The sequence below is a fragment of the Flagellimonas olearia genome, assembly GCF_009184425.1.
Taxonomy (GTDB): domain Bacteria; phylum Bacteroidota; class Bacteroidia; order Flavobacteriales; family Flavobacteriaceae; genus Flagellimonas; species Flagellimonas olearia.
This window is the reverse complement of the sequence record NZ_WELG01000001.1, coordinates 707,886-726,221: the sequence shown is the minus strand read 5'-3', so window position 1 is coordinate 726,221 and position 18,336 is coordinate 707,886. Positions and strand designations below refer to the sequence as shown.

Genomic DNA, 18,336 nt, shown 5'->3' with positions numbered 1-18,336 from the left:
GAAGTAAAAATTTCATGGAATGTATCTAATGCAACTCTTGCTCTTTTTAATTTTTATGCATTAAACCTATACTCTTTAAACGGTACTTTAGCTTTGAATAAACAACGTTAATCTTCTTATCCCTCAACTCTTGTTTAAACCTGTAAAAATAATAGAGGTAATTTCCTATTAAAAATGCGCTCACGGAACCTTTATCATAAAGAATATGGTTCTCAAACAAATAACTGTCGGTTGCCCATCTATTCTTGTAATCATTGTCCCCTTTTGAATAATCGAAATAACTTATACCATTGTCTATACACCACTTCATTATCTTTCCAATAATAACATGTCCCAAAGAATATTTGGAATAATCGGGGTCAAAGGATGTTATGGCAAAATAAAGTACTTTGCTGGAAAGAAAACACAATGATACGGCAATAATCGTATCATCTGCATAAAGTACATTTAAACTTGCTTTGTTCGACAGCATCATATCGTAGACCAAATCATAATAGTAATCACGGTCTCTTAAAATATCATTATCCTTACCTAAATCATCCCAACGCTTGGATAAAATCCCATAAAGGGCAGACATAACAATATCATATTCATTCTTTGGGACTGGCCCTGTGAACACTTTAAAATCGATTCTATGCTGTTTCGCTAATTTCTTTTCCCCATCCCTAACTTTATATCTTCCCTTTTTTGATAAGTTCTCCAATAAATACCCGTCTATATCCTTATAACCATCTAGGCGTGACAGGTAACCTTTATACTGTGGAACTTTTTTAATTTTTAAACGTTTATGGACCTGTTTTGGTTGCTCATGAAAATATTGATGCACATCGTGAATCAGTAAGACTTTTCCCTTGAAATCAGATTCATTTGAATCAATGGTATAGTGAATCCCATTGGTAAGATTTTTTCCTACATTAAAATAATATGGTGAGAATTTTTTCCTCACAAATTCCATTGGCCTGATAAAGTTCAACCTTACAACCTTATGTCTGGGAGCAAAGTGACGAATCCAGTTACCCGTAAAGCTTTTTGAAAAAAATGGGTTCATTTAATCATAGTTGATTTATCCTTATGAGAATCCAAATCCTTGGCTACCTCCAACATTGTACAACTATCAAAGTCATACACTCTTTTGAGATAGGAATAGTGTTTCAATATGTTTAATAAATTTTTAAAATTTTTCTCGGTATTATTTCCAAAATTATGAGGATGCCACCAAAGGTGGAAAATCTCACCTTTCTTGGCTGCATGCGTCATAGCCCGTTTTATCCTATTCAATTTCAAAAACTCCAAAAAGCCCAATTTGGAATTATAAGGCCTCAAAAATCTACTTGATCTAATATTATATGGAAACACCTTCGCTACCTCATTCATTGAATAGGTATGATATCCTGATATATTTAAGTAGCAGTCAAGCGTTCTAAATATTTTCTTGAATAAACTTGTATCAGCCTCACTATCTGCTCTGTTAAACCAAACTTTCTCTGTTCCTCGGTACGATACGACTCCCAGTTCTTCACAAATATCCAAATAAGACATATTAACTTGGTTTCTTGGAAATACAATTGATTTAATCTGATTGCCATATTTGGCTGAAATCCCTATAGCAGCCTCAAGATCATTTCTGAAGTCTTCGGACGATTGTCCATGTTCAAGACAATAAAAATGAGAAAAGGTGTGCGTACCTAATTCATGATTTTGGTGGTTTAAAATGAGATTAATAAGATTTGGTGCAAAATGGTATGGGTCATCATTATAGGTTTCCTTTACTTTTATAAATGAATCGTCATAAGGCGACAAATTATTGTCTTGATAATCGGGTTTTTTCTTTGGGCTAAATTCAAGAAGTTCCTTTTTGGTTTTGGCAAATAAAAATCCAACTGTCGCAAAAGTTGCCCTTGCACCATATTGATCAAAATATTTTAACATTCTGGGTACAATCTCATGAACTTTTTTCAACGATTCCCCATAGTCTTGAAGTGTTCTTTTGTCACGAACCCCCCAATAAATCTCAAAATCAAGGGAAATAACAAATTTTCCTTTTTCCATCATTTCAATCTTTACTCAAACAGTCCTCATTATTTTTTTTCGTATCCCCTTTGCAAGCACTATATATTCCCAACAATTTTCTTTTCGCTTAAGTACCTTGACATTATCCATAGATTGGGGATTTGAATAAATCAAATCATAAACGACGCTTGCAATATCAAGTTTGTGCACTTCTTTGTTTGACAGAATATCATAATCGTTATCATTTATACTTTTCTCCTTTAAATCTACCAGCTTTATGTTTTCCCCATCCTTAACGGCATTCCTTTTTGGATTCAACTTAAACCTGAGCTTTACATAAGTTTCGTTTATTTTTTTATTCCTTAGTTGCTGTTTAAACGTAAAATATTTAGCCATCATTGTGGCCGTCATTCTACACTTCATTGAATGGCGATCATATAATATATGATTCTCAAAGAAATATGATTCATTAGCCCATCTCAGCTTATAGTCATAAGTACCTTTGGAATGGTCCAGAATCTGCATATTATTGGCAAAACACCATTTAACCATATTCACAATGGCTAAATGACCTAAATTATATCTACGATACCTCGTATCAAAAGTGTTTATGGCATAGAGTAATGTATCCCCCGAAATAAATGAAAGGGAAATCGCTATGGGAAGATCATTATGACATATCATATGGATGATTGCTTTTTTAGCCAAGATCATGTCATAAAAAAGCTCTCGATAATACTCCTTTTTGTTGATGATGTCATTGTCTATTCTAAGAGTTTTGAACCTATGATCAATTAACTCAAAAAGACGGTCCATTAATTCATGGTATGAATCTTTGTCAATTTCGCCATAAACAATCTTATAGTCTACAGAAAAGTTAGTATTGAGCTTACGTTCATTCTTCCGCAACTTCATCCTCGAAGATGAAGAATAGTGGCTTAAAAAGAAATCATCGAAATCAGTATATCTTGAAAGTCTTGTTAAATACCCTTTATATTGTCTTACTTTCTTGATGCCAATACCTTTAGGAAGACTGTTTCCCGACTCTTCTTGATAAGAAATCACATCATATAATAAAAATACCTTTTTCCTATAGTCCTGAAATTTTTCGTTGAGTTTATAGGTCAGACCATTTGTGATATTCCGCCCTACATTATAAAAAATATATCGAGCCTTACTCCTTACAAAAGGCACCGGACTAAGGAAATCAAAATGATAAGGCTTCCTGTTATTGGAAAAAAACTTTACCCATTTTGAAGTAAATTCTTTTTGAACAAATGGATTCATATATATTTATTCTGCACTTTTTTTCTGCTTAAAGCTATTGTATTGGTTCTTTTTATTGAAATAATCAATGATTTGTTCAGCAATGAGCTCTCTACCATGGTCATTCCAATGTTGGTCATATATAAGCGTCGTTGGAACGCCTTGATCTTCGGAAACTTGGAAAGCCAAACCATAATCAATAATTTGTATTCCGTTGTCGGATAAGTATTTCAAAAATTGGTCTGAGGTATGGCGACCGTCAAGCAAAAAAGCAACTTTTTTCTTTTCCAATCCATACTTGTTGGTCAAAGTCTTAAAATTGTGTAAAAATAGGCTATCCCTATCAATCTTTTTCCCCACACCTTCTCTGGGAGCTTGTCCAACATTCCATTTTCTCAAAACCTTCTTTATTTGGTCTATCATCCCAATGTCCAATAAATAAACCAAAAATTTAGAATGCCTCAATAAGGGAAAAACTACTTTTCTTGGAACCACCTTGTATGTGTCCCTCATCAAGTCATACTCATAATCAATAGCGTAAACAATAAAATCAATCTTGTCCATGTCAGATGTATTGGTATTCACCAAGTACATTACATCGGCTAAATCAAAATTAGAATGGCCATATTCGTAGACCTGGACATTGGACAATCCTCTTTCCACTTTTTTACCCAAGGAATTCCTATAATCTTGATGAAACCCTTCAATAAAAGAATCTCCAAAAATGGCAATTTCAATCTCATCCTCAACAGGGTCAAAATCCCTAAAGGAATTATATCCGGAACTATTGATCCTATATGGGGCCATTACCTGCCTTCTATTGCCATAAACCGCATAACCGGTCTGTCCGGGAACTCGTTTGTAAGTATTGTCCTTTGCAAGATTCCAATCGGGCGTATCATTGTATAAATGGAACAAACGAACCAAAACTTCCATGGCGATAAATATTATGAAACCATAAAAAACGATACGCTTAAAAAACTTTCCCACAGCCTTAAAATTGAAAATAAATGAATGACCTATCCGTTCCACTATCGTAAAACAAAATTGTGGTGAAGACGATTAAGATATACATCAATAATCTAACACCTTTATATTTAAAATTGAACGGTCTACGTTCATCCTTTCTTATAATGTATTCGTAGGCAATAAAAAACAGCAAAAGAATAAAATAGTCTACCATTCTATAGCCCCTTGGGTGATTGTACCTATCCATAGAGAAATCTGTAAGAAGCCTACCTATATATACAAAAGAATCATTAACACTCTCCGCACGAAAAAAAATCCAAGAAAGAGTAACCAAAATAAAAGTTCCTATGACTTTGACAAGTTGACCATTAAAGAAATTTTCACCAGTGGAGCCAATTATATCCCCTGAGTGCCTACGGTGTTGTCCAAACAGAAAAAGTGGTATAAACATCAATGCATGGATAGCTCCCCAAATAATAAAAGTCCAATTGGCGCCATGCCAAAATCCACTGACCAAAAAAATTATAAAAACATTTCTGATCGCAATACTTTTCTTGACCCTAGATCCTCCTAAAGGAATATACAGATAATCCCTAAACCAAGTGGACAACGAAATATGCCATCTTCGCCAAAACTCTGCTATGTCCCTTGAAAAGTAAGGAAACTTAAAGTTGGACATCAATTCTATTCCAAAAAGTTTGGCGGTTCCGATTGCTATGTCTGAATATCCTGAGAAATCCCCATAAATTTGAAAACCAAAGAATACGGCTCCCATAAACAACGTACTGGCCGGGTAAGAACCTGCATTGGCAAAGATATCATCTACAATGGGGGCAAGAGCATCCGCGATTGCCACCTTTTTAAAAAGTCCCCAGATAATCAATTTAACCCCATCAGCTGCTTGATTATACTTGAACTCTCTGCGCATTGAAATCTGTGGCAACAAATTTGTCGCTCTTTCAATTGGCCCAGCAACCAATTGAGGGAAAAAGCTTACAAAAGCCGCAAAAGCAACAAAATCTTTTGTGGGTTCCAGTTTCCTTCGATACACATCTATGGTGTAACTAAGGGTCTGAAAGGTATAAAAGCTTATTCCCACTGGAAGAACAATGTTCAAGGTACCCTTACTTATCGGTTGGCCAAAGAAAGAAAATGCCTCTACAAAATTGTCCACAAAAAAGTTGTAGTACTTGAAAAAACCCAAAAAACCTAGGTTAACACATAAACTGGTCCAAAGAAGAAACTTCCTGCGTCCTTCCCGCTCCTCTCCCCTGAGTATAATTCCTATGACATAATCCACTAAAGTGCTGAATACTATCAGCGAAAGAAAACGCCAATCCCACCAACCATAGAAAACATAGCTCGCAACCACTATCAATGCATTCTGTAGTCTAAGGTTACTATTGGTTACAAACCAGTACAGCACAAAGACCAATGGCAGGAATATGAAAAACTCAAGCGAGTTAAAAAGCATTATAACGCCGTTTTCGTTAAAACGTAATTACCAATGACCAATTCATCCAATCCAGTAGAGAAGAAACAACGTATCGCATCCTTTGGTGATTCCACTACAGGTTCTCCTTGAATATTGAAGCTTGTGTTCAGTACAACCGGCACCCCTGTTCTTTCACCCAAAGCCTTGATCAAATCATAATATCTAGGGTGCAATTCCCGTCTAACAGTCTGTAACCTTGCACTTCCATCAACGTGAGTTACCGCAGGAATGATTTTCTGCTTTTCCGGCAATACATTACAGACTTTAAGCATAAAAGGTGCTTCCACTTTCAAATCAAAAAAGTCGTCCTTTGCTTCCACAATTGCCGATGGGGCAAATGGTCTGTAGGCTTCTCGAAACTTGACCTCCGAATTTATCTTATCCTTCATATCTGGAAAAGCAGGATTGGCCAATATACTCCTACTGCCCAATGCCCTTGGACCAACCTCCATAGGTCCCTGAAACCATCCAAGAATCCTTCCTTTTTCCAATAATTCTGCGGCATGCTCACAAATATCCTCAACATATTGGTACGATAGTTTAGCACCGTCAAGCACCTTTTTGATCTCTTCATTGGAATACGAAGTCCCCACATATGGGTTATCGTGAACATAGTTCCGTTCATTGCCCAAAATACCATTGTGAACATAATACGCGGCACCAAGCGCGGTCCCATTATCACCGGCGGCGGGCATCACATAAACATCTTTGAATTTACTCTCCCTAACAATCCGCCCGTTCATGACACTGTTCAAGGAAACACCTCCAGCAATCACCAAATACTCTGCCTTGGTTTTTTCATAAAGTATATCGCAAATTTGCAAAACTTTGTCTTCCAGAACTCTTTGGAAAGCCGCAGCCACATCTTTATGCCTTTCTTCAAAAGGAGCTCCTTTTTCCCTTGGCTTACCAAATACGGAAACAAATTTTTCTGAATATCCTACAAATTGAGGATTAAAAAAGGATAGGTCCATTTTAAACCTTCCATGCTTATCTACCTGAATGATTTTTTCAACTTCGGCCTTATAGGTCTCAGGATTTCCCATAGGTGCAAGCCCCATGGTCTTTCCTTCATCATAGTTAGGTTTAAAACCACAAAATTGAGTTACAATTTCATAGAAGGCCCCTAATGAGTGTGGGAAAAAATTCTCGCTTATCTTATTTATTTTCAACCCATTACCGTGACCAATCCAAGTAGTTGCCCACTCCCCTGCTCCATCTATTCCCAGCAACGCGGCTTCTTTGTAAGGAGACACAAAAAAAGAGCCAGCCACATGGGACAAATGGTGCTCAACAAAGTGAACCTTCGGTTTCTTATCAGATGTCCCCCAATGTTCGTTGTACCACGCCCAAAAATCCCGTTGCTTCAAATACGGATAACCAATCTGATATCCAATAAACCGGAGCAGGCTGCGTGATTTAAGCATGGAAAACATCTTGGAAAGTATAAACAATACTTTTTTACCCCTATTGTGTTTTGGTTTGATGGAAACCGCAATATGATCCACATCTGAAAATTTCAGTCCAGAATCTTTAAGACATCTTTCAACAGATAGTTTTGGGAATTTTTGCGTATGCTTGTCTCTGTTCAACCTTTCTTCCTCTATTGCCGTTAGAAGTTTTCCATCCTTAACTATACAAGAGGATGAATCATGAAAATAATAGTTTAAGCCTAGTATGACCATATTTGTAAGTGAATTATTTAATAGGATGGGGAGGTTCCTTGGTTAATTTTAGTTTTGAGCACTGAAAATAAGATCTTTACTTTTTTCATTTCCAGAATATCGTCCAAATTTAATTTTATTCGTTACTGTGCACTATGATTAATAGCCCAAAAGAATGAACTCTGATCTTCTATTTTTAGAATGCTCTTCCTCGGTACAATATACCCCGTCCTTACAATCATTGATCAGCTGGGTTTCTCCAAAAGCATCATGTTCTATTCTATCAGAAGAAATTCCTTTTGAGATAACATAGTCCACTGTACGCTCAGCTCTTTTTTCTGACAACCATTGATTGTATTTATGGGTTCCTCGGGAATCCGTATGGGCAGTAATTTTTATGGTTATTGTGGGTTCACTTTCCATAATGGCCACAAGCTCATCCAACAATTCTTTGTCCTTGCTGGTAAGGTATGATGAATTCAGCTTAAAGTATACATTGCCCAATTGGTTGATTTTATTCTGTAAAGCGGCACGTCTGGCATCTTCGGCATCTTTTCTGGCCTTTTCAGCAGCAGCAAGTTCCGAAGCCTCCTTTTCTCTTTGCAGGCGCTCTGCCAATAGTCTGGCCTCTTCAGCTTTGGCTATGGAATCCTGTACCCTTTGCTGCTCTTTTTCCATTTCTTCCAGTAAAGCCAATTTTTCCTGTCCTTTTCTGGAAAGTCCTTTTTCAACATTAAACCTATAGGCTACACCTAATGCATGTTGAATGTGATTGGTGGCATTCTCTGTGCTCATGGCCCACTTGCCTGTAGTATTAAAATCCAATCCCCAATGGTCGGAGAGCCACGTCCTGAATCCCACCGTAGCATTATATGTTCCCCTACCTTGGTCATTGGCATCTGTATATCCAGCTCCAATTCCAATATAAGGGTCAAAGAAACCGGTCTCCCCTAATATCATGTTAAGGTCATAGCTCACCCTAAAGTCTATTCCAAAATAATCCTTGTCCTCTGGGTTTATTACTTGATCAACAATCTTTCCTTCTTTGTACTTGTTGTAGCTGCCGATGGCTTCCAGGCCCAATCCATTTTTAAAATAGCGACCCACACTGATCCTGGATGGATAAGGAACCATATTCCAAGCACCTTCTATATCAAAAAGTCTGCTAAATTCATGGCCAGAGTCGTCCACCATATTGGTTCCCAAAGAAACAAGCCAATAGCTATTTACAATGCTATCTTTCTTGGTCAGCTCCAATTCTGGTTCTTGGGAAAAAGTAGATGTGGTTAAAATACATGCCAAAGCCACGCAGGCCAATCTTGAAATATTCATTATGTAAGATTTGAGGTTATCAAGAACAAAGCTATACCAACTGTTCAAAAAGATAAATTTTGCACTTTCAAGTGCTTTAATTTTCGATGAGACGCAATAAATGAGTGATTCGTTTTAGGTTTACCACCCTACCTTTTTAAAATAGATTTCCTTTGAGGTATATGGCATTTTATATAAATAAAAAGGGTACGAAACAGCTTGGGATTCTCCTTTTTTAGCCGGTGTGGACAGCTCTATTGCCACCAATAGTTCATCCTCAGTTTGTTGAATTCTTGACAAAAGTGGCTCTTTTTCTCCTTGAAGCTCTCCCAAGCAGACTACCAAAACCGTTTCCGTGGAAAAATCAATAATCGGAACAGGAAGACCAGGCTTTCTGGTCTTGTTGATCTGTGCATAAAATTTGTTCAACGACTTGGCATCCTGTATTACCTTGGTCTCATACTCCGGGATACCACTATATCCATCATGTGCCACCAAAACCAAATCTTCCATTTTTTCCCCATATAGGGATTGCGCCTTACAGGAAAGCAAACCAATCAACATGAGTAAAGACACGGCATATCTCATATATTAGACGGTATTCTTGAATCTGGAATTATAGGCTTTCTCGTAGATTTCTTCATACAGGGGTAATATATTGACAATATCAAACTTGGAAGCAACGTTGTAGGCATTTTGCTTGAATTTCTCCAAAGTCTGGTCGTCCTTCAATATCTGGAGGGCCTTGGAGGCCATATCATCCACATCACCAACATTGGATAAGAAGCCTGAAACTCCATCAATGTTCACTTCTGGAATACCTCCGGTGTTACTGGAAACCACTGCAACCTTGTTAATCATGGCTTCTAGGGCCGCCAAACCAAAACTTTCCGTTTCCGAAGGTAGCAGGAAGAGGTCTGAAAAGCAGAGAATTCTATCAATCTCGGTACTGTTACCCAAGAACAACACCTTATCCTTTAGACCTAAATCATCGCACATCTGCTCTGCATTCTCCTTTTCGGGCCCCTCTCCCACCATAATCAATTTTGAAGGAACTTCCTTTTGAATACGCTGAAAAACCTTAATGACGTCAGGAATACGTTTTACCTTTCTAAAGTTACTGATGTGGGTAATGATACGCTCATTGTCCTTGGCCATCAAAGAGCGTTGGCAATCTGTATATTCTGTGCTATACTTGTTTTTTTCTATAAAGTTTGGAATTACCTCAATATCCCTTTCAATCTCAAACAACTCCAATGTGCTCTTTTTCAGGGCCTCGGAAACCGAGGTGACCACATCGGATTTATTGATACTGAAGGTGACGGCAGGCTTATAGAAAGGGTGTTTTCCCACCAAAGTGATATCGGTTCCGTGCAAAGTGGTGATCATGGGAATAAAAATCCCATACTCCTGAAGCATCTTTTTGGCCATATAGCCCGCATAAGCGTGGGGGATGGCATAATGCACATGCAGCAACTCGATTTCATACATTTTTATGGTATCCACCAACTTACTGGACAATGCCAGCTCATAGGGTTGATAATGAAAAAGGGGATACTCGGGAACATGGACCTCATGAAAATGGATGTTGTTACCTAAAAGTCCCAATCGAACCGGTTGTTTATAGGTAATAAAGTGCACTTCATGCCCTCTCTCCGCCAAGGCTATTCCCAATTCGGTGGCCACTACACCACTCCCTCCAAAGGTGGGATAACAAACAATTGCAATTTTCATGAAAACAAAGCTACGGTAATATTTGCTTGTTAATTTATAATGGAATCATAAATAGCTTGTTGTATCCTCGTCCTAAGACCAGACTTGATCAACAAGGTATTGGTAGCCGATGGATACGTCCTATTGGACAAAAACACATAGACCAACTCCGCGTCCGGGTCTGCCCACGTATACGTTCCGGTAAAGCCACTATGCCCAAAACTCTTATGGGATACACAACCACAAGTTGGGCCACTCTCTTCCAACTGGGGTTTATCAAATCCCACCCCACGTCGTACATTTTTATTGCAGAAATAACAGGTATTGAATTTCTTTACGGTCCTATCGTTCAAAAAACGAACCCCTCCGTAATATCCACCCTGTAGGTACATCTGCATGATCTTGGCTACATCACTGGCCGTACTGAACAGTCCGGCATGTCCCCCTACTCCACCTTGCATGGCAGCTCCCATATCGTGCACATATCCCTGAATGGTCTGGTATCGAAAATAGTCATCCTCCTCTGAAGGGATTATTTCATCTTTCGGGAACTTATGCAAGGGATTAAATGCGGTATGCTGCAATCCCAAAGGCGTATAGAGAAACTCATTGATAAGCTCATCAATAGGCTTGCCATACGTATCCTCAATATATTTTTTAAAAACATAATAGCCTACATCACTATATCGGTATCGATTTGATTTTAAACTTTGCCTACCTATTCTATCGTAGATGGAGTCTTTATAGGCATTCGTGAGATACAAATGGTCGGCCACCTGATAAGAATACCCTTCAGTGGGTGATTTTCTATAAAATTCATCGGAAGGTTTTCTTTCCTTGGTAAGCGTGTCCAGATAAAAAGCGATCCAAGCCGGAAGACGCCCGTAGTGGGACAAAGCCTTGAGGACGGTTACGTCCTTTAGTTCCGTCTCTCCATATTCTGGTACCAATTCCTGAAAAGTATTGTTCAAGGCAATTTTTCCCTCCTCCTCCATTTTCATGATCAATGGCAGCGTGGACAATATTTTGGTCAACGAAGCCAAGTCATAAATGGAATTGGCATTCACATGTCTCGTGGAATCATAAGTAGGCTTTCCAAAACTTTTATTGTAGACCACTTTACCTTTTCTGGCCACCAAAACCTGTGCCCCGGGAAACATCAGGGAATCCAGACCTGAATGTACTAAACTATCCACTTCGGCAAGTCCTGTGGAACTCAACCCTACCCGTTCCGGGATGCTATACCCCAAACGCTTCAAAGATTCCAGTTTCTCTCCTGTGTTTACTGGAAATTCTGGATGTGCAGAGACGGGAAGTTTACCATCGGCGCCAATGGCACCAAAAATGACCTCTGCCGCTTTTTCTTGGGCAATTTTACTGTTCTGATACGCTACCACCACGCCATCCATTGCATCAAAATTCAATACATCCAAAAGGGCATAGGGTTTGGCAAAAAGGGTCAAAATGGTATTACTGGTGCGCATACGCGATATTTCCTCCAGCCAAAAAATCTCATTCTTGGAAAATTTATACCCTTTCCAAGGGCTTGCATTGCTTTTGTGAAACCCTATGATGACCAAATTATAATTGGCCAACTCTTTCCGGTATCCAGCAATATCCTTTGCCTTGATGGCCGTAACCTTGAAATACTGGTTCAATGCATCCAAAAAAGGTGCTCCCTCATCATCCCCAAAATGGACATAGGCTATTTTCTTGTTCTCCAATTTTTTGATGGGCATCAAGGAGAAATTATTTTTAGCCACCGTAATGGCTCCTTCAATCGCTTCCTCGTAAATGACATCGTTTTCAATACCATTGAGATCCTCATAAAGATTTTCCAGCTCAATGGGCTTATAATCAGACAACCCAGCTTTGTATTTGGCCATCAAAATCTTTTTCACGGAATGGGAAAGGCGTTCCTCCGTAATGGTCCCAGCTTCATAGGCCTCCATAAGCTTTTTCTTGGCCGATAGCACATCCACAGGCATCAACAACATATCATTTCCTGCCAAAAATGCTTGTAGTTCCACCTCTCCGTCCGGCGCGAACTCTGAAACAGCCTTCATATTAAGAGCATCGGTAAAAACCAATCCTTTGAAACCCATTTCATTTTGAAGTAGGTCCACCACAATACTTTTGGAAAGTGAGGACGGAAACCCTTCTCTTTCTTCCAGGCTTGGAACGGCCAAATGGGCAATCATCACCGAACTCAGACCATTATTGATGGCCTTGTCAAACGGATAAAGTTCAATGGAATCCAATCTTTCCCTATTTGAAGCGATAATGGGCAATGCCTTGTGGGAATCCGTAGCTGTATCCCCATGACCGGGGAAGTGTTTTCCGCATGAAAGGACTCCAGCGGCTTCCATACCCTTTGCGAAGGCCACACCCTTCTGACCTACATTTATGGGGTCTTCACCAAAAGAACGGTTTCCAATAATGGGGTTCTTGGGATTGTTGTTCACATCCAGGTCTGGCGCAAAATTGATGTGTACGCCCAAGCGTTTGGCATGCTTTCCTATCTGATATCCTACCTTTTCCACGGTTTTGTTATCCTGAATGGCTCCCAGCGTCATGTTCCAAGGGAAGGCATAGGTTGAATCCAATCGCATGGCTAGCCCCCATTCAGCGTCCAACCCGATCAGGAGAGGAATTTTGGATTCTGATTGGTAGGTATTGGTCAATTTAGCTTGTTTTACAGGGCTGCCTGGTAAAAAAATAACCCCGCCAATAGCCTGTTCCTTCACCAATGTGGTTATTTTGTCGGTGGCAGCCTTATCTTGGTTCGAAGCAATGCTCACCATGAACAGTTGCCCCACCCGTTCTTCCAAGGACATTTTTTGGTATTGACCTTCCACCCAATGGGCTTGGGCCAAGGAATCTTTTACAACCAAAGGGTCATTTTGACCGCGAAGGCACACACTGAACAATAAAAGAAGGGAAAAGTAGTAGTTTAATCGCATAAATATCTTGCCTATGACATGAACTTATCGCATATAAAAATATTGCATTTCATCGAAGAATGCACGGAAATTAAGATAATTTAAGAGTATTGCTACACAAAACGGGCATGCCAACTATCGCTGGCGGGGACTTCCCAATTCTCCAAATATTCCAATTTACTGGCCACCAAATTGTTAAAGACGATGGTGTTCTTCGATATCGCCTTTTCCTTTGCCATCCGTTTGAAATCCTGTAATGGCTTGTACGCGATGAATTCTCCCTGTTTGAAGGAGACGTTCATTCTATCCAGTAAAATCACATTGTATTTCTGTTCCAAACTTTGGATAAAGTGCACCGATGTGTCAATGGAACATCCCGAAGCTCCTGTGTTGGATTGGTCCAACCCGATGATGATGAATCTTTTATACCGAATCTCAAAACCGGCATGCAGCTCACTACCATGGGCAGTCCATTCCTTTAAAAATGCTGATAAGCTTTCTTCGATTTCCTCGAGTTCGGCATCCGTAAAACTTCTATTGGATTGATAGATCCATATTCTTGAGTGACCTGGAAGGTCCTTAAATTCTGTCAACATACTAAATGGAGTTTGCTAAAAGTTCGGCCACATCCAAAACCGAAACACTATCTTCTTTTTCATGGGCTTTGATGCCATCCGTCATCATGGTATTGCAATAGGGACATCCTGTTGCGATAATGTTGGGTTGGGTCTCCAAAGCATCTTTCGTTCGTAAGACATTAATGTCCATATCTCCCTTTTCCGGTTCCTTGAACATTTGCGCCCCTCCTGCTCCACAGCACAATGCCCTACTCTTGTGCCGCTTCATTTCCACCAAATCGGCATTTGTTTTGGAGAGTACTTCCCTGGGCGCTTCAAAAACCGAATTGGCACGACCTAAGTAACAAGGGTCATGGAAGGTAATGCGTTTTCCCTTGTAGGTGTTGCCTTCAATGGTCAAACGTCCAGAATCCAACAATTCCTTTAGGAATTGGGTGTGGTGCACTACATCGTATTTTCCACCAAGGCCTGGATATTCATTCTTAAGGGTATTGAAGGAATGCGGGTCACAGGTCACAATTCGCTTGATTTCATAGCCGTTCAGTACTTCAATGTTCATCATGGCCTGCATTTGGAACAGAAACTCATTTCCCGCTCTTTTGGCCACGTCCCCGGTAGAACTTTCCTCAGGTCCCAACACGGCAAAATCCACCTTGGCTTTATTCAACAACTTTACAAAGGCCCGGCTTATCTTTTTGGCACGATCATCATAACTACCAGCTGAGCCCACCCAGAACAATATTTCCGGCTGCTTTCCTTCGGCCATGAATTGCTGCATGGTCTTCACTGTCAATTGCTCGCTCATAGTCCTAAAATTATTCGTTCACCCAATTTAAACGGTCCATTTGGTTGTATGGCCAAGGCGCCCCGTTGTTTTCTATATTGGACATCATATTGTTCAGCTCCGTTGGCGCCGCAGATTGTTCCATTACCAGATACCTTCGCATTTCCACGATAATGGACAAGGGGTCTATGCTCACGGGGCAAGCCTGCACACAAGCATTACATGTGGTGCATGCCCATATCTCTTCATGGCTGATATAGTCTCCCAAAAGCTGCTTTCCATCTGGGACAAACTCCCCTTTGTTGGCATCCATGACCTTGCCCACTTCCTCCAAACGGTCGCGGGTATCCATCATGATCTTCCTTGGGGACAGTTTTTTTCCGGTCTGATTGGCCGGACACTCGGAAGTACACCTACCACACTCGGTACAGGTGTATGCATTGAGCAATTGCACCCAACTTAAGTCCATGACATCCGAAGCGCCAAACTTTTCAGGTACTGCACTTGCTCCTTCCGGCGGTGCCGCAAATGGGTCTGCCGATGGGTCCATCATCAATTTGACCTCATTGGTCACCGATTCCAAGTTATTGAACTCCCCTTGGGGCTTTACCCTTCCGTAATAGGTGTTCGGGAATGCCAAAAGAATGTGCAGGTGTTTGGAATAATAGAGATAGTTCAAAAAGGCCAATATTCCTAAAATGTGCAGCCACCATGCTGTGCGTTCAATAACCATCAATGTGGATACGGGCAATCCGTCCAATAACGGTACTATAAATTGACTTATTGGAAAAGCACCTGCTTTGGTATAGTGTTCCGCTCCCAATTGTTGTAGTTGAAAATCGGCAGCATTCATGGTCAAAAACAGCAACATCAAAACAAACTCGATGTATAGGATCATGTTCCCATCTTTCTTGGGCCATCCGTTCATCTCGGGTTTAATAAACCGTTTCAATCGGATAATGTTCCTACGGATCCAAAAAACCACGACGGCCACGATTACCAAAAGGGCCAAAACTTCAAAAGAACCGATGAGGAAATCGTAAAGGCCTCCCAAAGATGAAAATAGCCTGTGGGTCCCTAGAATCCCGTCAAGGATTATTTCCAACACTTCAATGTTGATGATAATGAAGCCTACATACACAATAATGTGCATAAGACCGGCCACGGGACGAACCACCATTTTGGTCTGTCCCAATGCGATACGCAGCATGTTTTGCCAACGCTGCGACTTGTTGTCGCTTACATCAACATCTTTCCCCAATTTGATGTTCCTGGACAGTTTTTTCACATTTCTTGTAAAAAAACCTATTCCCACAATAAGGGCTATAAGAAAAAGAATGTTGGGCAGGTATTCCATAGGCTAGTTTTCCTGTTGTTGGGCAGGGTCATTTTCGGGAAGGGCATATTCTTTCTGTTTTTTCCCGAACACGGATACATTTACATATCGTTTAGGGTTCAGCCTGAAGTCTTGCAGCAGAAGGTCCAATTCCTTTGAGGCATCCGTTAGGTTTTTATACAGTTGCTCATCCTGCGTAAGCTTTCCCAAAGACCCTTCGCCCTTCTCGATTTTTTCGAGCACGGAGTTCAATCGGTTCACCGTAAGCTGAAAATTGGAGATCGTCTGGGCCAGACCTGCATTGGCCAATGAATCGGACAGTTTTGAAAAATTGGTGGTGATTTTGTCCACATTCTTCAAGGAATTATCCAATTCTTCCTTATTGTTCGCCAACAATCCATTGAGCTTGTCCGCGCTTCCCTTAAAGGCATTCACCATTTCGTGAAGGGCCACAATGGTCTGTTTGAGTTCTTTTTTGGTGGGATCGTCCAAAATCTGGTTTACGTTCATCAGTAGTGAATCGGCATTGGAAACCGCTCCCTCCACCTTCATCTGCAAAGGGGTGAGTTTTTGCTGCACCAGTTCCGTGATTCCCGGTTTTATGTTTGAAGTGAGTGTATCTCCTGATTTTGCCAGCGGGGCATTATCAAAAACGGGATTTATCTGGATTCCCTTTCCTCCAATGATACCGGTATCGTAAAGTTCGGCCACGCTGTTCCCGGAAAAATCAAATTCATTGCTCACGGTAAAGGTAACCACCAGCTTTCCCGAGCTGTCCTTGAACTTAATATTGTTCACATTACCCACGGTGAATCCATTGATGGACACTTGGGTGCCGGGTTGCAGTCCACCAACATTGTCATAAACTGCGTAGAATGTTTTATTGTTTTCAAAAAGGGAGGCGGATTTAAGATAACTCAGCCCAAAGATGAAGGCCAAAATCCCAACGAGTACTATAATCCCAGTTTTGATTTCCCTGGATAGTTTCAAAAGATTCGGTTTATGGTTCTAAACAAAATTAGGAATAATTTTAACAAGACTGTCATTGTTTTTACACTCCTAATTGACCGCTTGTGATATGGGTACGCGTTTTCCGTTTTTATAGGCCACAATGTATGAAGTGGTATACCCCTTGGCATCGGCATTGGATTTTAGGCGTTTTGCCTCTTCCAAAGTACTTGCATTGCCATACATGTATCGATATAGATTTTTAAACGGCTCCCGTGACAATTGGTCCAAACCATTAAAATTTTGACCATTGAGCGGAATATTCTTGGCACTGGCCAAAAGTTGGATTTTAAATACCACATCCGATTTATTGGTGGTGGTTGGGGTCACCGTTTCTTTTTTGATTTCCACCGGGGGTGTAGACTGAGGCTTGGACTCTTCCTTCTTTTCCTCCTGTATGGGTTTGGTTTCTTCAGGGAGGTTCACGGCAACCTCGGTATCTTCGATTTCGAGACTTGTTTCCCGTGGTCCAGGTGCCCCGCTGATATCTGCCTTGTAGGCCAAAACAGCATTGGCAATGGCCTTGCCCATCTCACCTTGTCCTTTTGAGGAGTTCAGGTAACTGCCTTCTCCTTTATTGGTCAAAAAACCCGCTTCCACCAAAACACTGGGCATAAAGGTTTGGTGCAGCACAATGAACCCTGCCTGTTTTACTTTTCTGTCCTTCCTTTTCAATTTTTTGGTGAAATTGTCCTGAAGTCTTTTTCCCAACATGATGCTTTGGTCCAAAAATTCTTCCTGCATAATGGTAAGGCCTATCACAGATTCAGGGGAATTGATGTCATACTCGGCATAACGCTGTGCATAATCATCTTCCAAATAGATTACGGAGTTTTCCTTTTTGGCCACTTCAAAATTTTGCTTGTTCTTGTGAATTCCCAAAACAAAGGTTTCCACTCCACTGGCGTCCGAACTATGGGAATTACAATGGACCGAAACGAACAGATCGGCATTGGCCTGATTGGCAATTTCCCCTCTTTTGAAGAGGTCAACAAATGTATCGTCCTTTCTGGTGTATATGACTTTTATGTTGGGGTCCTTGCTTAGTTCTTCTCCAGCCTTCAGCACAATATTCAATGATATATCCTTTTCCAGATACCCATTTCCAAGGTTTCCTGGATCATGTCCGCCATGACCAGCATCCAAAACCACAATGAATTTATCCTTGGGAGGTACTTCGGTATTATTTTTGGTAAAAGATGTCAGTGTGAGGAGTGTAAGGAGAAAAACCAAAAATGTTGACCTGCTTTTATTCATAAG

Annotated in this window: 15 protein-coding genes; all 15 read right to left on the bottom strand. The window is 40.3% G+C overall.

Annotated elements, in window-relative coordinates:
• Nucleotides 1-46: 46 nt before the first annotated feature.
• A complete protein-coding gene (locus tag F8C76_RS02975; protein WP_152130403.1) occupies nucleotides 47-1,048 on the bottom strand; it encodes a GNAT family N-acetyltransferase in 1,002 nt (333 codons plus the stop codon).
• Nucleotides 1,045-2,049, bottom strand: coding sequence for a polysaccharide deacetylase family protein (locus F8C76_RS02970; RefSeq protein ID WP_249042349.1), 1,005 nt, complete (start codon nucleotides 2,047-2,049; stop codon nucleotides 1,045-1,047). Before F8C76_RS02970 ends, F8C76_RS02975 begins: the two co-directional genes overlap by 4 nt.
• A gap of 15 nt (nucleotides 2,050-2,064) precedes the next feature.
• Nucleotides 2,065-3,297: a GNAT family N-acetyltransferase gene (locus tag F8C76_RS02965; protein ID WP_152130401.1), complete on the bottom strand. Its 1,233-nt coding sequence runs from the start codon at nucleotides 3,295-3,297 to the stop codon at nucleotides 2,065-2,067.
• Nucleotides 3,298-3,303: 6 nt separating this feature from the next.
• Nucleotides 3,304-4,212 (bottom strand): hypothetical protein, encoded by a 909-nt coding sequence (locus F8C76_RS02960; protein ID WP_152130400.1) that lies wholly within the window; start codon nucleotides 4,210-4,212, stop codon nucleotides 3,304-3,306.
• Nucleotides 4,213-4,270: 58 nt separating this feature from the next.
• Nucleotides 4,271-5,719, bottom strand: a complete 1,449-nt coding sequence (locus F8C76_RS02955) for an MBOAT family O-acyltransferase (RefSeq protein WP_152130399.1) — start codon at nucleotides 5,717-5,719, stop codon at nucleotides 4,271-4,273.
• Nucleotides 5,719-7,425 carry a carbamoyltransferase family protein gene (locus F8C76_RS02950; protein ID WP_152130398.1) on the bottom strand — a complete coding sequence of 569 codons (1,707 nt, stop codon included), beginning with the start codon at nucleotides 7,423-7,425 and terminating at the stop codon, nucleotides 5,719-5,721. The genes F8C76_RS02955 and F8C76_RS02950 overlap by 1 nt, the downstream gene beginning before the upstream one ends.
• 138 nt (nucleotides 7,426-7,563) lie before the next feature.
• Nucleotides 7,564-8,736 (bottom strand): OmpA family protein, encoded by a 1,173-nt coding sequence (locus F8C76_RS02945; protein ID WP_152130397.1) that lies wholly within the window; start codon nucleotides 8,734-8,736, stop codon nucleotides 7,564-7,566.
• A gap of 120 nt (nucleotides 8,737-8,856) precedes the next feature.
• Nucleotides 8,857-9,303: a hypothetical protein gene (locus F8C76_RS02940; RefSeq protein WP_152130396.1), complete on the bottom strand. Its 447-nt coding sequence runs from the start codon at nucleotides 9,301-9,303 to the stop codon at nucleotides 8,857-8,859.
• Nucleotides 9,304-9,306: 3 nt separating this feature from the next.
• The gene (gene bshA, locus F8C76_RS02935) at nucleotides 9,307-10,449 is read right to left on the bottom strand and encodes an N-acetyl-alpha-D-glucosaminyl L-malate synthase BshA (protein ID WP_129654481.1); all 1,143 of its coding nucleotides are present in this window, start codon (nucleotides 10,447-10,449) and stop codon (nucleotides 9,307-9,309) included.
• Between the two features lie 29 nt (nucleotides 10,450-10,478).
• Complete coding sequence (locus F8C76_RS02930) at nucleotides 10,479-13,391, bottom strand: serine hydrolase domain-containing protein (RefSeq protein WP_152130395.1); 2,913 nt, start codon at nucleotides 13,389-13,391, stop codon at nucleotides 10,479-10,481.
• Nucleotides 13,392-13,483: 92 nt separating this feature from the next.
• Nucleotides 13,484-13,966, bottom strand: a complete 483-nt coding sequence (locus F8C76_RS02925; RefSeq protein WP_152130394.1) for an ABC transporter ATPase — start codon at nucleotides 13,964-13,966, stop codon at nucleotides 13,484-13,486.
• 1 nt (nucleotide 13,967) lies between these two features.
• A complete protein-coding gene (locus tag F8C76_RS02920) occupies nucleotides 13,968-14,753 on the bottom strand; it encodes a (Fe-S)-binding protein (RefSeq protein WP_129654484.1) in 786 nt (261 codons plus the stop codon).
• 10 nt (nucleotides 14,754-14,763) lie between these two features.
• On the bottom strand, nucleotides 14,764-16,089 hold the full coding sequence (locus F8C76_RS02915; RefSeq protein ID WP_152130393.1) for a 4Fe-4S dicluster domain-containing protein: 1,326 nt from the start codon (nucleotides 16,087-16,089) through the stop codon (nucleotides 14,764-14,766).
• 3 nt (nucleotides 16,090-16,092) lie between these two features.
• On the bottom strand, nucleotides 16,093-17,058 hold the full coding sequence (locus tag F8C76_RS02910; RefSeq protein ID WP_152130392.1) for an MlaD family protein: 966 nt from the start codon (nucleotides 17,056-17,058) through the stop codon (nucleotides 16,093-16,095).
• A 69-nt stretch (nucleotides 17,059-17,127) separates the two neighbouring features.
• Nucleotides 17,128-18,333 carry an N-acetylmuramoyl-L-alanine amidase gene (locus F8C76_RS02905; RefSeq protein WP_152130391.1) on the bottom strand — a complete coding sequence of 402 codons (1,206 nt, stop codon included), beginning with the start codon at nucleotides 18,331-18,333 and terminating at the stop codon, nucleotides 17,128-17,130.
• Nucleotides 18,334-18,336: the final 3 nt, after the last annotated feature.

What these genes read in the sequence shown, in the direction of transcription:
- F8C76_RS02945 (WP_152130397.1), bottom strand. Translation starts at nt 8,736, where the DNA reads ATGAATATTTCAAGATTGGCCTGCGTGGCTTTGGCATGTATTTTAACC.
- F8C76_RS02920 (WP_129654484.1), bottom strand. Translation starts at nt 14,753, where the DNA reads ATGAGCGAGCAATTGACAGTGAAGACCATGCAGCAATTCATGGCCGAA.
- F8C76_RS02950 (WP_152130398.1), bottom strand. Translation starts at nt 7,425, where the DNA reads ATGGTCATACTAGGCTTAAACTATTATTTTCATGATTCATCCTCTTGT.
- bshA (WP_129654481.1), bottom strand. Translation starts at nt 10,449, where the DNA reads ATGAAAATTGCAATTGTTTGTTATCCCACCTTTGGAGGGAGTGGTGTA.
- F8C76_RS02915 (WP_152130393.1), bottom strand. Translation starts at nt 16,089, where the DNA reads ATGGAATACCTGCCCAACATTCTTTTTCTTATAGCCCTTATTGTGGGA.
- F8C76_RS02925 (WP_152130394.1), bottom strand. Translation starts at nt 13,966, where the DNA reads ATGTTGACAGAATTTAAGGACCTTCCAGGTCACTCAAGAATATGGATC.
- F8C76_RS02940 (WP_152130396.1), bottom strand. Translation starts at nt 9,303, where the DNA reads ATGAGATATGCCGTGTCTTTACTCATGTTGATTGGTTTGCTTTCCTGT.
- F8C76_RS02955 (WP_152130399.1), bottom strand. Translation starts at nt 5,719, where the DNA reads ATGCTTTTTAACTCGCTTGAGTTTTTCATATTCCTGCCATTGGTCTTT.
- F8C76_RS02975 (WP_152130403.1), bottom strand. Translation starts at nt 1,048, where the DNA reads ATGAACCCATTTTTTTCAAAAAGCTTTACGGGTAACTGGATTCGTCAC.
- F8C76_RS02970 (WP_249042349.1), bottom strand. Translation starts at nt 2,049, where the DNA reads ATGGAAAAAGGAAAATTTGTTATTTCCCTTGATTTTGAGATTTATTGG.
- F8C76_RS02965 (WP_152130401.1), bottom strand. Translation starts at nt 3,297, where the DNA reads ATGAATCCATTTGTTCAAAAAGAATTTACTTCAAAATGGGTAAAGTTT.
- F8C76_RS02930 (WP_152130395.1), bottom strand. Translation starts at nt 13,391, where the DNA reads ATGCGATTAAACTACTACTTTTCCCTTCTTTTATTGTTCAGTGTGTGC.
- F8C76_RS02905 (WP_152130391.1), bottom strand. Translation starts at nt 18,333, where the DNA reads ATGAATAAAAGCAGGTCAACATTTTTGGTTTTTCTCCTTACACTCCTC.
- F8C76_RS02960 (WP_152130400.1), bottom strand. Translation starts at nt 4,212, where the DNA reads ATGGAAGTTTTGGTTCGTTTGTTCCATTTATACAATGATACGCCCGAT.